At 35.2% G+C, this 14,087-nt stretch carries 15 protein-coding genes; 8 read left to right on the top strand and 7 right to left on the bottom strand.

Annotated features, from left to right (window positions below):
• Positions 1-72: 72 nt before the first annotated feature.
• Positions 73-561: a crossover junction endodeoxyribonuclease RuvC gene (gene ruvC, locus GA0061081_RS04055; protein WP_091347317.1), complete on the bottom strand. Its 489-nt coding sequence runs from the start codon at positions 559-561 to the stop codon at positions 73-75.
• Positions 561-1,304, bottom strand: coding sequence for a YebC/PmpR family DNA-binding transcriptional regulator (locus tag GA0061081_RS04050; protein WP_091347315.1), 744 nt, complete (start codon positions 1,302-1,304; stop codon positions 561-563). Before GA0061081_RS04050 ends, ruvC begins: the two co-directional genes overlap by 1 nt.
• A 467-nt stretch (positions 1,305-1,771) precedes the next feature.
• Here GA0061081_RS04050 and rbsD point away from each other — a divergent pair, with 467 nt between their 5' ends.
• From rbsD to rbsR, 6 genes are read left to right on the top strand one after another with little or no spacing between them, the layout of a single operon-like run.
• On the top strand, positions 1,772-2,191 hold the full coding sequence (gene rbsD / locus GA0061081_RS04045; RefSeq protein ID WP_091347313.1) for a D-ribose pyranase: 420 nt from the start codon (positions 1,772-1,774) through the stop codon (positions 2,189-2,191).
• A gap of 33 nt (positions 2,192-2,224) precedes the next feature.
• Positions 2,225-3,739: a ribose ABC transporter ATP-binding protein RbsA gene (gene rbsA, locus GA0061081_RS04040; protein ID WP_091347311.1), complete on the top strand. Its 1,515-nt coding sequence runs from the start codon at positions 2,225-2,227 to the stop codon at positions 3,737-3,739.
• The gene (rbsC, locus tag GA0061081_RS04035; protein WP_091347309.1) at positions 3,726-4,676 is read left to right on the top strand and encodes a ribose ABC transporter permease; all 951 of its coding nucleotides are present in this window, start codon (positions 3,726-3,728) and stop codon (positions 4,674-4,676) included. Before rbsA ends, rbsC begins: the two co-directional genes overlap by 14 nt.
• Before the next feature lie 37 nt (positions 4,677-4,713).
• The gene (rbsB, locus tag GA0061081_RS04030) at positions 4,714-5,601 is read left to right on the top strand and encodes a ribose ABC transporter substrate-binding protein RbsB (RefSeq protein WP_091347307.1); all 888 of its coding nucleotides are present in this window, start codon (positions 4,714-4,716) and stop codon (positions 5,599-5,601) included.
• 55 nt (positions 5,602-5,656) lie between these two features.
• Positions 5,657-6,586 (top strand): ribokinase, encoded by a 930-nt coding sequence (gene rbsK, locus GA0061081_RS04025; protein ID WP_091347305.1) that lies wholly within the window; start codon positions 5,657-5,659, stop codon positions 6,584-6,586.
• Positions 6,587-6,601: 15 nt separating this feature from the next.
• A complete protein-coding gene (rbsR, locus tag GA0061081_RS04020; RefSeq protein WP_091347303.1) occupies positions 6,602-7,594 on the top strand; it encodes a ribose operon transcriptional repressor RbsR in 993 nt (330 codons plus the stop codon).
• A 116-nt stretch (positions 7,595-7,710) separates the two neighbouring features.
• On the opposite strand, the gene fis is transcribed toward rbsR, so the two are convergent.
• The 5 genes from fis to GA0061081_RS11315 are packed head-to-tail and all read right to left on the bottom strand — an operon-like array spanning position 7,711 to position 11,595.
• On the bottom strand, positions 7,711-8,007 hold the full coding sequence (gene fis, locus GA0061081_RS04015; protein ID WP_034883623.1) for a DNA-binding transcriptional regulator Fis: 297 nt from the start codon (positions 8,005-8,007) through the stop codon (positions 7,711-7,713).
• Between the two features lie 7 nt (positions 8,008-8,014).
• A complete protein-coding gene (dusB, locus tag GA0061081_RS04010; RefSeq protein WP_091347301.1) occupies positions 8,015-9,022 on the bottom strand; it encodes a tRNA dihydrouridine synthase DusB in 1,008 nt (335 codons plus the stop codon).
• Positions 9,023-9,058: 36 nt separating this feature from the next.
• The gene (gene prmA, locus GA0061081_RS04005) at positions 9,059-9,925 is read right to left on the bottom strand and encodes a 50S ribosomal protein L11 methyltransferase (RefSeq protein WP_091347299.1); all 867 of its coding nucleotides are present in this window, start codon (positions 9,923-9,925) and stop codon (positions 9,059-9,061) included.
• Positions 9,900-11,351, bottom strand: a complete 1,452-nt coding sequence (gene panF, locus GA0061081_RS04000) for a sodium/pantothenate symporter (protein WP_091347297.1) — start codon at positions 11,349-11,351, stop codon at positions 9,900-9,902. Before panF ends, prmA begins: the two co-directional genes overlap by 26 nt.
• Positions 11,352-11,358: 7 nt before the next feature.
• A complete protein-coding gene (locus GA0061081_RS11315) occupies positions 11,359-11,595 on the bottom strand; it encodes a YhdT family protein (protein WP_091347295.1) in 237 nt (78 codons plus the stop codon).
• 172 nt (positions 11,596-11,767) lie between these two features.
• On the opposite strand from GA0061081_RS11315, the gene ilvC reads away from it, so the two are divergent.
• Together ilvC and GA0061081_RS03985 are read left to right on the top strand one after the other, a co-directional pair.
• On the top strand, positions 11,768-13,246 hold the full coding sequence (gene ilvC / locus GA0061081_RS03990; protein WP_091347294.1) for a ketol-acid reductoisomerase: 1,479 nt from the start codon (positions 11,768-11,770) through the stop codon (positions 13,244-13,246).
• Between the two features lie 264 nt (positions 13,247-13,510).
• Entirely contained in the window at positions 13,511-14,083 is a 573-nt protein-coding gene (locus tag GA0061081_RS03985; protein ID WP_202983792.1) for a cell division protein ZapC, read from the top strand.
• Positions 14,084-14,087: the final 4 nt, after the last annotated feature.

Raw genomic sequence — 14,087 nt, 5'->3', positions numbered from 1 at the left:
AAAAACAAAAATGCGCCAATTTTATGGCGCATTTTTATTTATATATGTTTGTTAAAAAATAATATTTAGTCTTTACTTACGAGACTTTATTAGCTGTTGGCTAGTGTGAGCGTGGGTAATTGCTATGGCTAATGCGTCAGCAGCATCAGCTTGAGGACTAGCGGGTAATTTTAATAACAATTTTACCATATGTTGCACCTGTGTTTTATCGGCTGCACCAGTTCCCACGACAGATTGCTTAACTAAACGAGCGGCATATTCAAACACAGGTAGATTATTATTTACTGCTGCGACGATGGCTGCGCCTCTTGCCTGACCTAACTTTAATGCAGAGTCGGCATTACGTGCCATAAAAACTTGCTCGATTGCAAACATATCAGGTTGAAATTGTAAAATAATTTCACTGACACCTGCATATACGCGTTTTAATCGGGTCGGTAAATCATCAATAGCAGTACGAATGCATCCACTGCCAAGGTAAGTGAGTTGACGTCCCGTTTGTTGGATTACGCCGTAACCCGTCAAACGAGAGCCAGGATCGATGCCAAGAATAATGGCCATTAGAGTGTTGCTGCCACCTCGTCTGAAACTTCACCATTATGATAAACTTCTTGAACATCATCACAATCTTCAAGCATATCAATTAAACGTAATAGTTTTGGTGCAGATTCAATATCAAGATCCACTTTTGTTGATGGAATCATAGATACTTCAGCCGCTTCGGCAACTAAACCTGCTGCATCAAGTGCATCTTTAACTTCACCAAAAGTTTCAGGCGTAGTAAATACATCAATAGCACCATCATCATAAGTCACAACATCATCGGCACCTGCTTCAAGTGCTGCATCCATGACATTATCTTCATCTGTGCCAACAGGGTATGAAATCACCCCTTTTTTAGTGAATAAATATGAAACTGAACCATCAGTACCTAAGTTACCACCTGATTTGGTAAAGGCGTGTCTCACTTCTGATACCGTACGGTTTCGGTTATCACTTAAACATTCAACCATGACAGCTGTACCTGCGGGACCATAGCCTTCATAAATAATTGTTTCCATATTGCTATCATCTTCGCCGCCAACACCACGTGCAACGGCTCGATTCATGGTATCACGAGTCATATTATTCGATAATGCTTTATCCATTGCAGCACGTAGTCGTGGATTTGACGCTGGATCGCCACCACCAAGTTTTGCTGCAGTTACCAACTCACGAATAATTTTGGTAAAGATTTTTCCGCGTTTTGCATCTTGTGCTGCTTTGCGGTGTTTGGTATTGGCCCATTTACTATGACCTGCCATAAAATTCTCCAGATAATAATTTAAAAATCACCATATTTTAGCAAATATTTACCTAAAATTCATCATCAATATACTGATAAGTTTTTACGTTCTGTAAAATTATTATTTAATAACAATGAGTCTATTTTTAATTATATTTAGGAGTTACTCGCGTTGTTTACAGTAATTAGATAAGCTACTGTATTAAATATAAATAAAAAAATTAATATAATCAGCCAAATAGTTAGCATTCAACAGATAAAACGTCTTATGAGTTTTTATAAGGTTATTTTAACTATGAGATGAAAACAACTCGGATTTCTCTACATATTATAAATTTTCAAAAGTGTATGCTTAGCTGAATCATTTCACATTGATCAAGATCACAAGTTTAATTTTTATATATTGCAACCATGACCTATCCGGTAGATGATAAGTATCGAAACGTTTCGATATTGGTTATTATTCAACTATCCAAGGATTATGTTATGTATAAAGGTCAATTGTTTAATTCTGAAATTATTCAGGTCCTATCCAAAATGGGGCATACAGATCAAATTGCGATAGGTGACGCTGGCCTACCCATTGCAAGCGATACTCCACGAATCGATTTAGCAGTGACTTACGGTGTACCATCATTTATTCAAGTTTTCCAAACAGTGTCAAAAGATATGCAGATTGAAAAAGTGATATTAGCTGAAGAAATTATTAAACGAAATTGTGAAATGCATAAGCTAATACTAGAACAAATTAAGAAACTTGAACAGGTCCAAAATAGCAGTATAGAAACTATTTATGTCAGTCATGAAAAACTAAAACTTCAAACTCGTCACTGTAAAGCTGTTATTAGAACTGGTGAATGTTCACCATTTGCTAATGTAATTTTACAGTCTGGTGTTATTTTTTAAACCTCAGTTATAAAGCTAAATAATGAGTGATTTATGAACGATAATCTTTTACAGCTTATAAATATTCACAAATCCTTTCCAGGTGTAAAAGCACTTGCCGGAGTTAATTTAACTGTACGCGCAGGCCAAGTTATGGCTTTGATTGGTGAAAATGGTGCAGGTAAATCAACTTTGATGAACGTTTTAACTGGGATTTACCAAAAAGATGAGGGAGATATTATTTATTTAGGTAATAAAGTGAACTTTCATGGACCTAAATCTTCACAAGAAGCTGGGATAGGTATAGTTCATCAGGAATTAAATTTAATTCCACAACTCAGTATTGCTGAAAATATATTTTTAGGGCGTGAATTTACCAATAAATTCGGTTGTATAGATTGGAGAAAAACATACGCTCAAGCCGATAAGTTACTCGCCGAACTTCATCTAAATTATGACAGTCGTCGTTTAGTTAGTGACTTATCTATTGGTGAGCAGCAAATGGTTGAAATAGCTAAAGTTCTTAGTTTTAATTCTAAAGTAATTATTATGGATGAACCTACTGATGCGCTTACAGATACTGAAACAGTTTCTCTTTTTGAAGTAATAAAGAAACTTAAAAAACAAAATTGTGGAGTGGTTTATATATCGCATCGATTAAAAGAAATTTTCGAAATTTGTGATGAAGTGACTGTATTACGTGATGGACAATTTATTGGTGAAAAAAAGATTGATCAATTAAATGAAGATACGTTAATTGAAATGATGGTTGGTCGAAAGCTCCAAGAACAATATCCAAGAGTTAATGTACCTCGAGGTAACATTGCATTAGAAGTTAAAAATTTAAATGGCGTAGGGGTGAATGATATTAGTTTTAGTCTTCATGAAGGTGAAATACTGGGTATTTCAGGTTTAATGGGGGCTGGGCGAACGGAATTAATGAAAATGATTTATGGTGCTAACCCTGCTAAGTCAGGTGAAATCATTGTAAATAATAAATCAGTTAAAATCAGTTCACCGCGTGACGGTTTAACAAATGGTATTGTTTATATTTCTGAAGATCGTAAAAAAGATGGACTAATTTTAGGCATGTCAGTGAAAGATAATATGTCACTTAATGCTCTAAATTATTTTGCCAGCAAATTTAAGAAATTACGTTTAACTGAAGAACAAGAAGTAGTTAAAGACTTTGTAGGATTATTTAATATTAAAACACCGTCAATTAATCAAACAATTGGATTCTTATCTGGTGGTAATCAACAAAAAGTTGCTATTGCCAAAGGTTTAATGACTCGCCCAAGCATATTAATTCTAGATGAACCGACACGAGGGGTAGACGTTGGAGCTAAAAAAGAGATTTATCAACTTATTAATCAATTTAAAGAGCAAGGTTTAAGTGTCATTTTAGTTTCATCAGATATGCCAGAAATACTGGGTATGAGTGATCGTATTTTAGTTATCCACGAGGGAAGAGTGACAGGACACTTTTTAAGTTGTGAGGCAACACAAGAAAAAATTATGGCAGCAGCCGTTGGAAAAACACAGGAGAGCGCTGATGTTGCAAAATAAAACATTTAAGAACATATTAATTGAACAAAAGTCCTTAATCACTTTACTGGTTTTAATTGCTATTGTTTCTTGTTTAAGTGATAACTTTTTTACGTTAAATAATTTTTTCAATATATTACAGCAAACTTCAATTAATGCGGTTATTGCTGTTGGGATGACTCTAGTCATTTTAACTTCTGGAATTGATCTAAGTGTAGGATCAATATTTGCTTTAACAGGTGCAATTACTGCTTCTATGATTGGTGCAGATATTTCCCCTTTTGTTGCTATTTTTGTCTCTTTAACTTTAGGTTGGTTATTGGGTGCTTTTTCGGGGCTTATTATAGCTAAAGGGAAACTTCAAGCTTTTATTGCCACCTTAGTTATGATGCTTATTCTACGGGGTGTAACACAGGTTTACACTAAAGGTAGTCCTATTTCTACCGGTAGTAATGATAATTCTGAATTATTTGAATGGGTTGCATTTGGTCGAGTGCTAGGCATTCCTGTGCCAATATTAATTATGACTCTTGTTTTTATCTTTGCATGGTACTTATTAAAATATACTCGCTTGGGTCGCTATATCTATGCACTTGGTGGAAATGAGGCTGCAACTCGTCTTTCAGGAATTAATGTTGATCGGGTAAAAATTATTGTTTATGCCATTAGTGGCTTACTTTGTGCTCTTGCGAGTACTATTGAAGTGGCACGATTATCTTCAGCACAACCTACAGCGGGTACAGGTTATGAAATGGATGCAATAGCTGCTGTTGTTCTTGGTGGTACTAGTATGTCTGGGGGACGAGGAAAGATTATAGGAACATTGGTAGGTGCTTTAATTTTAGGCTTTTTAAATAATGGATTAAATATGTTGGGTGTGGATGCTTATTACCAAATGATTGTAAAAGGTGTTGTTATCTTATTAGCAGTTTTAGTCGATAAAAAGACCAATAAATAGTTGCCTTATAAGAGGTGTCTTATTCTAGGAGAAAGTTATGAAATTCAGAAAAATTTTTACAGCCATTGTTGCCATTACATTAAATTTTTCTTTTGCCTCTCAAGCGTTAGCAAAAGAAAACATAGCTTTAGTTGTTTCAACCCTTAATAATCCTTTTTTTGTTAATTTAAAAGAAGGTGCAGTAAATAAAGCTAAGGAGCTTGGTTATGAATTAGTGATATTAGATTCACAAAATAATCCCGCTAAGGAACTTGCAAATGTTGAAGATACTATTGTCAAAGGGACTAAAGTAATTCTTATTAATCCTACTGATTCAGAGGCTGTTGGTAATGCAGTACTTGCTGCAAATAAAGCGGGCATTCCTGTTATAACACTTGATCGTGCTTCCGTTAAGGGAGAGGTTATTAGCCATATTGCATCGGATAATGTTGCAGGAGGTAAAATGGCTGGTGATTTTATTTTTCAAAAATTAGGTGCTAGTGCAAAAGTGATTCAATTACAAGGTATAGTTGGTACTTCCGCTTCTCGTGAACGTGGTGAGGGCTTTACCAACTCAATGAAAGATAACCAATTTACTATTTTAACAGCACAACCAGCTGATTTTGATCGTGCCAAAGGTATGAATGTTATGCAAAATTTATTAACTGCTTATCCTTTAGTGCAAGCGGTATTTGCAGAGAATGATGAAATGGCATTAGGGGCTGTACGTGCAATTCAAACTGCTGGACGAAATGATATTTTAGTGGTTGGCTTTGATGGTACTGAGGATGGTATTAAATCTGTTGAACGTGGAAAAATGGCAGCAACGGTAGCTCAACAACCAGAAAAAATAGGCTCAATAGGTATTGAAATTGCAGATAAAGTTATAAAAGGTGAAAAAGTTGATACAAAAATCCCTGTAGAATTAAAACTTATCACTAAATAAACCCCTTTAGGACGCATTCTAGCGTCCTATTGCTATGTGATTATGGAGTAGTTATATGAATTTAAATAAATTAATTGTTATTGGTAGCGTAAATATTGATCATATCTTAAATGTAAATGAATTTCCTAAACCAGGCGAAACATTAAAAGGTTCAAACTATAAAATTTCATATGGAGGTAAAGGTGCTAATCAAGCTGTTGCTGCTGGGCGTTTAGGTGCTAACGTTCAATTTATTGCCGCAGTGGGAGATGATGATTTGGGTAAGAAATTTAAGCAACAATTAGAAAGCGATCATATAGATACCCATACTGTTGCTGTAGTTGAAAGCAAAAATACCGGTGTTGCATTGATTCTAGTCAATAAACAAGGAGAGAATCAAATTGCTATCCATGAAGGAGCAAATTCAGCCGTTACACCTGAATATGTAGGTCAATTTGAAGATGATATAATAAAAGCAAATGCGGTATTAATGCAACTTGAAACACCATTACAAACTATAGAGCATGTAGCAAAATTAGCTAAACAAAATAATACCAAAGTAATTTTAAATCCAGCACCTGCACAAAGTTTATCAGATGATTTACTTAAACACATTGATATCATTACACCAAATGAGACAGAAGCTGAGTATTTAACAGGTATAAAAATTGTTACAGAACAAGATGCACAAAAAGCATCAGCATTTTTACATAATAAGGGTATTAACACCGTTATTATTACACTTGGTAGTAAAGGCGCTTGGGTAAGTTATTGTGGTAAGGGTGAAATCGTGTCAGGATTTCATGTTAAAGCTGTTGATACTATTGGTGCCGGTGATACCTTTAATGGTATGTTAGTAACTGCCTTATTAGAGGGAAAAGTACTCAATCAAGCTGTTAGATATGCTCATGCCGCTGCGGCACTATCGGTGACTAAAGCGGGAGCACAGACATCAGTGCCAACGCGTAATGAGGTGGAAGATTTCATTAAATTACAAGGTTTATAAAAGAGCAATAAAAACTTGGTTACAATAAAAGATGTCGCAAAATCTGCGAATGTATCAACTTCAACTGTTTCTCATGTTATCAATAATGATCGTTATGTTAGCCCTGCTATACGTGAAAAAGTTGAGTTGGTCATCAAACAGCTGAATTATACCCCTTCAGCTATTGCTCGCAGTTTAAAAAGCAATAAAACTTATACCATTGGTATGTTGGTGACAGCAAGCAATAATCCTTTTTTCTCAGAAGTAGTGCAAGGTGTTGAGCGTAGTTGTTATGAGCTTGGTTATAATTTGATTTTATGTAGTACCGAAGGTGATCATCAGCGCATGCTTGATAATATTGAACATTTACTGCAAAAGCGTGTTGATGGTTTACTGGCTATGTGCACTGAAACTTATTCAATTCCAAAGCAGATATTTGCTCGATATCCCAAGCTTCCTATAGTGATGATGGATTGGAAACCATTCGATGGTATGTGTGATATTATTCAAGATAACTCTTTTTTTGGTGCCATGATTGCTACACAATATCTGATTAAGCAAAACTACAAACAGATAGCTTGCATCACTGGTCCTTTAAATAATACTCAAGCTCAATCTCGCCTACAAGGATATCGCCAGGCTATGCAAGATGCTAATTTAGAAATTTTAAGAAAGTATGAAGCGCAAGGTGACTTTCAATTTGCATCAGGAATTGTTGCTATGCAAAATTTATTAGAACTATCTATTCCCCCCCAAGCTGTGTTTTGTTCTAATGATGCTATGGCTATTGGTGCTTATCAAGCACTTTATCAAAATGGCCTTGAAGCAGGAAAAGATATTGCAATTATTGGTTATGATGATATTGAAATTGCACAATATATGACGCCACCTTTAACTACCATCCATCAACCAAAAGAAGAATTAGGGCAATTGGCTGTTGAAACATTATTAAATCGATTTCATAACCCTACAGATTCACTCCATACATTAACTTTAACACCTACATTAATTAAACGTTTGTCTGCTTAGTAAACATTATAAAAGTAGATCATTGAATGAATTTTGTAATTGTTTTCTAAAATAGAAAAAAAGCACCTTATATTAAGGTGCCTTTTTATATTATAAATATGTTAAATAATAGATGATTAACTCATTCCGTATTGTTTTAATTTTTTGCGAAGTGTACCGCGGTTGATACCAAGCATATTTGCTGCTCGAGTTTGATTGCCACGTGTATATTGCATAACCATATCAAGGAATGGATGTTCAACTTCAGCTAACACTAATTCATAAAGATCTGTAGGATCTTCACCATTTAATTGAGATAAATAGTTTTTTAAAGCTTGCTTTACGGAATCTCGTAATGGCTTTTGTGTTATTTGGTCCTGAGAATTTACAGTTGTAAATTTAAGTGCTGCAGCTGTAACGCGTTGTTCTGACATAGTATTCTTAACTCTTTGGGTTGTTTCTAATTTGACTAAAAAATGCTTTTAGAGTGTTTACTTGCTCACTTGTATTGCTAAGTACACTAAATAAGCGCCTGAATTGATCGCTGTCAGCATAATTCTTGGTATACCAATTTACATGCTTTCTGGCAATCCTTAATCCTTTGTATTCTCCATAAAATTGATAAAGTTCATCAAGATGTGACAATACAACTTGTTCTACTTCATCAATACTTTTATTTTTCTGTAACTGTCCATGTGCTAAATAGAATGCAATTTCTTCAAATATCCAAGGTCGCCCCTGTGCCGCTCGGCCGATCATTATAGCATCAGCTTGCGTATATTGAAAAACATCTTTTGCCTGTTCAGGTGTACAAATATCCCCATTGGCAATTACAGGAATTGTAACTTTTTCTTTCACTGCCTTAATAGAATCATATTCCGCCACACCATTGAATAAGCAAGCACGTGTTCTTCCATGAATAGTAATTGCCTTTATGCCACAGTCCTGTGCAATTTGTGCGATTTCTATGCAATTTCTATGATCTTTATTCCATCCAGTCCGCGTTTTTAATGTTACCGGAACATCAACTGCACCGACAACTTTCTGCAAAATTTTTTTAATAAGTTCTGGATACTGCATTAAAGCAGATCCTGCCAATTTTTTATTGACCTTTTTAGCTGGGCACCCCATATTGATATCGATCAATTGAGCGCCATGTTTAACGTTAAATTCTGCAGCTCTAGCCATTTCGTCGGGATCAGAACCAACAATTTGTACTGCACGAACACCAATATCCTCGCTTGCAGTCATCCGCAAAGCAGATTTATCGGTATGCCAAACATCCGAATTTGCTAAAAACATTTCTGAAACTGTCATACCAGCACCAAACTGATAGCACAAATTACGAAATGGTTTATCGCTGATTCCAGCCATTGGTGCAGCAATTAAATTATTTTTTAATTTAATCTCACCAATGCTAAGCAAATTAAGGCCGGCTATATTACGCATTTTTTCTCTAACTTAAAAGGGGGTAACGTTATTTTTTTAATTTTTTTTACCAGTGATGCGGCACCACTCTTCCTGTTCAATAACAGGATCTAATGTAAAATGAGGTTGATAAGCCATGCAAACACTTGGTGATTGAGTTGCTAAAATACCCGATAAGCCTAGCTTACCTTGTGGTTTTATTAATTTACTTATATGTGGTTCAAGCTCTTTTAACGGACCGGCTAAAATGTTGGCAACGAGGATATCTGCTTGTAAATTATCAGGGATATCTTTTGATAAATAAAGCTCTAATCTTTCGCTGACATCATTACGCTGCGCATTGTCACGGCTAGCTTGAATAGCTTGAGGATCGATATCGATACCAATTACTCGCTTTGCACCTAATTTAAGTGCTGCAATTGCTAAAATACCAGACCCACAACCGTAATCAATTACTAATTTATCTTTCAGATCTAAGCTATCCAACCAAGTTAAGCATAATGCCGTTGTGGGATGAGTGCCCGTACCAAAAGCTAAACCAGGATCTAACATAACATTGACTGCGTTTGTATCGGGTACATCACGCCAACTTGGACAAATCCAAAGTCGCTTACCAAATTGCATAGGATGAAAGTTATCCATCCATTCACGTTCCCAGTCTTTATCTTCTAGTTGTTCAATCTTATAAGAATATTGAGCAAGATTTAGTATAGATTTTAATTCATTGATATCTGTTTGAGCATCATATAGGCCAATGACATCGGTATTACCCCAAAGTTTAGTTTCACCGGGTAATGGTTCAAATACAGGAGTATCATAAGTATCTTGAAATGTGACAGATACTGCGCCTGATTCTTCTAATTGCTCGCTAATTTGTTCGGCAATATCACTAGTTGTATTAATTTTGAGTTGAATCCAAGGCATAATTTTTCCTTTTATTGCCAAACATATTGGCTATAATAAAAACAATAAATCCAATAGTTAAAGATGGTATTATTGGGTGGAGAGATAATAGTTTAATATCATAACTTGCTAATAATGTATAACTCACAGCGCCAGTTAACATTGAGCAAAGCGCCCCTGTAGCGTTAGCGTTTTTCCAATATAACCCAAGCACTAACGGCCATAGAAAAACAGCTTCAAGCCCTCCAAAAGCAAGTAAATTTAGCCAAATAATCATGTCAGGAGGAGTCCATGCAGCTAAAATAAGCAATCCACCAAAAATATAAGTGATAGTGATTGATATATGAGTGAGAAATTTATCGCTAAAATTAACATGAGGTTTGATGCTTAAAAATAGATCTTTAATAAGAACTGATGATACTTGTAATAACTGAGCATTAATAGTGGACATGATCGCAGCAAGAGGTGCCGCCAAAAAGATACCTGCTGCAAAAGGAGGTAATACATTTATGATCAATGTCGGCACTATTTGATCTGGAATTGTTAAATCACTAATAATAGCTCGGCCTAAAGCGCCAGATAAATGCATGGTTAGCATAATCACAGAAACAACAATAGTACCAATAATAATTCCTTGATGCACGGCTTTGCTATCTTTATAGGCCATACAACGCACTGCTGTATGAGGTAAACCAACCACACCAAAACAAACCAATATCCAAAATGACGCCATAAACGGCAAGTCCATGAAATTATTGGGCCCTTGTGGTGTTAAAAGTGCAGGATCAATTTCCATTAATCGATCAACTATTGTCGTAATTCCTCCGCCTGCATAGATAATCGCACCAAGTAATAATATTGCGCCAATAATCATTACTAAACCTTGAAATGCATCATTCAAAATGCTGGCTCTAAAACCGCCAAATGCGGTATAAACAACAGTACCAATACCAAATATTAATAGCCCAGTATGATAAGGAATACCTACTGATGATTGTAGTAATCGAGCCCCGCCGACAAATTGTACTGTCATAGCACCAATAAATGCAACGACAAGAGCAATACTTGCAAACCAAACAATGGTCCTACTTTTATAGTGTGCATAAAGCATATCACTTAGTGTTATTGCATTATATTTTCGCGCTAAAATGGCGAATTTTTTACCTAAAATACCAAGTGAAAGTAATACGGTTGGAACCTGAATCATTGATAAAAGTACCCAACCAAGACCATATTTATATGCTGCTCCAGGACCGCCAATAAATGAACTTGCACTAATATATGTTGCAGCAAGTGTCATCGCAAGTAGAAAGCCACCCATTGTGCGATTACCAATAAAATAGTCAGTAAATTGATTAACTTTTTTTCGTTTTACATAAGCATAAATTGATAACGCGAAAACAAAAATAAGATAGATGACAAGTGGTAAAATAATATCAAAATGCATTGTTTAATCACTTAGTTTGTTCTAATAACATATTTTTAAATTGAAATTTTACAATTACCCAACACAGTAATATAAAACCCAAAGGTACCATGATACATGACAGTTCAAACCATAATGGCAATCCTAAAAATCCTATTTTATCACTAACGCAGTAAGCACAAACGATCCATCCTAGAAGATAAATAAAAGTTAACAATAACGAAAGCTTGGCTTCTTTATTTGCTTGCAGATATCGAGCATCCATATTGGTTTATTGATGAATTGAGGGTGGCTTAGATTAAAAGAAAGTACTTAACTTAGCAAGAGTATTGCGATTTATGCAATATTGTATTTTAAATATATCAATTTTAGCAATATTAAAATTACTATATAGTGGTTGATGTCGATTATAAATAACTCAACGCTTGGAGAGAATAATGTCAAACTATTTTAATACCCTAAATTTACGTGAAAAATTAGAACAACTAGGTCAATGCCGTTTTATGGCTCGTGATGAATTTGCATCTGAAGCTGATTTTTTAAAAGGTAAAAAGATTGTCATAGTAGGTTGTGGTGCACAAGGACTTAATCAAGGTCTTAATATGCGAGACTCGGGTTTAGATATATCTTATGCTTTACGTAAAGAAGCCATTGCTGAAAAACGAGCATCTTGGAAAAAAGCAACTGAAAATGGTTTTAAAGTAGGAAGTTATGAAGAATTGATTCCAACTGCTGATCTTGTTATTAATTTAACTCCAGATAAGCAACATTCTGCTGTTGTGCAAGCAATCCAACCACTAATGAAACAAGGCGCAGCACTTGGCTATTCACATGGTTTTAATATTGTTGAAGTAGGCGAAAAGATCCGTTCTGATATTACCGTTGTTATGGTAGCACCTAAATGCCCAGGAACTGAAGTGCGTGAAGAGTATAAACGTGGCTTTGGTGTACCGACCCTGATCGCGGTTCATCCAGAAAACGATCCGAAAGGTGAAGGTTTAGCTATTGCTAAAGCATGGGCAGCAGCAACAGGTGGACATCGTGCAGGTGTTTTACAATCTTCATTTGTTGCTGAAGTTAAATCAGATTTAATGGGTGAACAAACAATTCTTTGTGGTATGTTGCAAACTGGATCTTTACTTTGTTTTGATAAACTGGTTGCTGATGGTGTTGATCCTGCTTATGCGTGCAAATTACTCCAATTTGGTTGGGAAACAATCACTGAAGCGTTAAAACAAGGCGGAATTACCTTAATGATGGACCGATTATCAAATCCAGCTAAATTAAGAGCTAATGCTTTAGCAAAAGAATTGAAAGTGATCATGACTGATCTTTATCGCAAACATATGGATGATATTATATCTGGTGAATTTTCATCGACCATGATGAAAGATTGGGCAAATGATGATGTTAACCTACTTAAATGGCGTAAAGAAACCGGCGAAACCGCATTTGAAAAAGCAGCTGAATATCAAGGAAAAATTGATGAACAAGCTTACTTTGACCAAGGTGTCGTTATGGTTGCGATGGTTAAAGCTGGTGTTGAACTTGCATTCGAAACTATGCTTGAGTCAGGCATTTTACCAGAATCAGCTTATTATGAATCGTTACATGAATTACCACTCATTGCTAATACTATTGCGCGTAAACGTCTATATGAAATGAATGTGGTAATTTCTGATACAGCTGAGTATGGTAACTATCTATTTGCTAATGCCGCTGTACCGTTATTAAAAGAAAAATTTATGCCAATGTTACAACCGGGTGATCTTGGTAAAGCAATTCCTGAAGGTAGCGTCGATAATGCTCAATTACGCGATGTAAACGAAGAAATTCGTAATCATCCAATAGAAGCAATAGGTCGTAAACTACGTAGTTATATGACTGATATGAAGCGTATTAATGTTGCAAGCTAAACCATAATTTATGACTAAATGAAAGGGTGCTGAAAAGCACCTTTTTTTTATGTGTAGAGTTTTCCATAAAAAATTGATCCAAAAGGATCGAAATGGATCTTAATTAGATCTAACTTAGATTTTTTGGATCCTTTTATTTGTTATTTAAAATTTTTAAAAATTATATAATTAAATAATTTTTATTTTAAATTTTTATTTATTTTTTATCTAAGTTATGTTATCTTTTTGGCTAAATTTAGTTCAATTAGCGAGGATGATACATCAATGAAAATGGCTTTTCGGCCGACTGATTGTTGGCGTTGGTATTTTGACAGCGAATACGATAGCCTAATGCTTGAAGTTTCATCTGAAATGTTATTCCGTTCTTGTTATCCAAGTAAAATGCTAATTCCTGATGTTTTTGGTGAATTTTCATTTTCTGTTAGCGATGCAACATCTTATTATCAATTTCATGATAGTTGCCAGTCGCTTAATTTGAATGATGCACAAAAAATTGAATTATCCATTAATGCTATTGTTGCGGCTAATTTTTTAAAACCTCAAATGCCTAAAAGCTGGTACTTCTCTCAACAGCCAATGTTATACGTTCCAAAAGTCGCCGATGTTGTCGAGGTGAGTTTGCAAGAAGGTGGACAAAAGGTTTGTTTGATGATTGTCGAGGCGGGTGAAAATGCTTCGCTTTGTATTATTGCGCAGCCTTCTTTTGTTGCTATGAACAAGACGTTCAGTTTTTCTGAAGCTATTAAAGTCATGAATGACAGATTAAAGCCTATGTCGCAATCTTTATCTGAGCAGATGGGATTGGTAGAACATTGTGAATTAGAAGCTATTTCTTAATAGT

Source organism: Gilliamella bombicola, assembly GCF_900094945.1.
Classification (GTDB): Bacteria; Pseudomonadota; Gammaproteobacteria; order Enterobacterales; family Orbaceae; genus Gilliamella; species Gilliamella bombicola.
This window is presented reverse-complemented; position numbering and strand designations above follow the sequence as displayed.

Excerpts from the sequence above, each read along its gene's own strand:
- ruvC (WP_091347317.1), bottom strand. The coding sequence starts at position 561 with ATGGCCATTATTCTTGGCATCGATCCTGGCTCTCGTTTGACGGGTTAC.
- GA0061081_RS04050 (WP_091347315.1), bottom strand. The coding sequence starts at position 1,304 with ATGGCAGGTCATAGTAAATGGGCCAATACCAAACACCGCAAAGCAGCA.
- rbsD (WP_091347313.1), top strand. The coding sequence starts at position 1,772 with ATGTATAAAGGTCAATTGTTTAATTCTGAAATTATTCAGGTCCTATCC.
- rbsA (WP_091347311.1), top strand. The coding sequence starts at position 2,225 with ATGAACGATAATCTTTTACAGCTTATAAATATTCACAAATCCTTTCCA.
- rbsC (WP_091347309.1), top strand. The coding sequence starts at position 3,726 with ATGTTGCAAAATAAAACATTTAAGAACATATTAATTGAACAAAAGTCC.
- rbsB (WP_091347307.1), top strand. The coding sequence starts at position 4,714 with ATGAAATTCAGAAAAATTTTTACAGCCATTGTTGCCATTACATTAAAT.
- rbsK (WP_091347305.1), top strand. The coding sequence starts at position 5,657 with ATGAATTTAAATAAATTAATTGTTATTGGTAGCGTAAATATTGATCAT.
- fis (WP_034883623.1), bottom strand. The coding sequence starts at position 8,007 with ATGTCAGAACAACGCGTTACAGCTGCAGCACTTAAATTTACAACTGTA.
- dusB (WP_091347301.1), bottom strand. The coding sequence starts at position 9,022 with ATGCGTAATATAGCCGGCCTTAATTTGCTTAGCATTGGTGAGATTAAA.
- prmA (WP_091347299.1), bottom strand. The coding sequence starts at position 9,925 with ATGCCTTGGATTCAACTCAAAATTAATACAACTAGTGATATTGCCGAA.
- panF (WP_091347297.1), bottom strand. The coding sequence starts at position 11,351 with ATGCATTTTGATATTATTTTACCACTTGTCATCTATCTTATTTTTGTT.
- GA0061081_RS11315 (WP_091347295.1), bottom strand. The coding sequence starts at position 11,595 with ATGGATGCTCGATATCTGCAAGCAAATAAAGAAGCCAAGCTTTCGTTA.
- ilvC (WP_091347294.1), top strand. The coding sequence starts at position 11,768 with ATGTCAAACTATTTTAATACCCTAAATTTACGTGAAAAATTAGAACAA.
- GA0061081_RS03985 (WP_202983792.1), top strand. The coding sequence starts at position 13,511 with ATGAAAATGGCTTTTCGGCCGACTGATTGTTGGCGTTGGTATTTTGAC.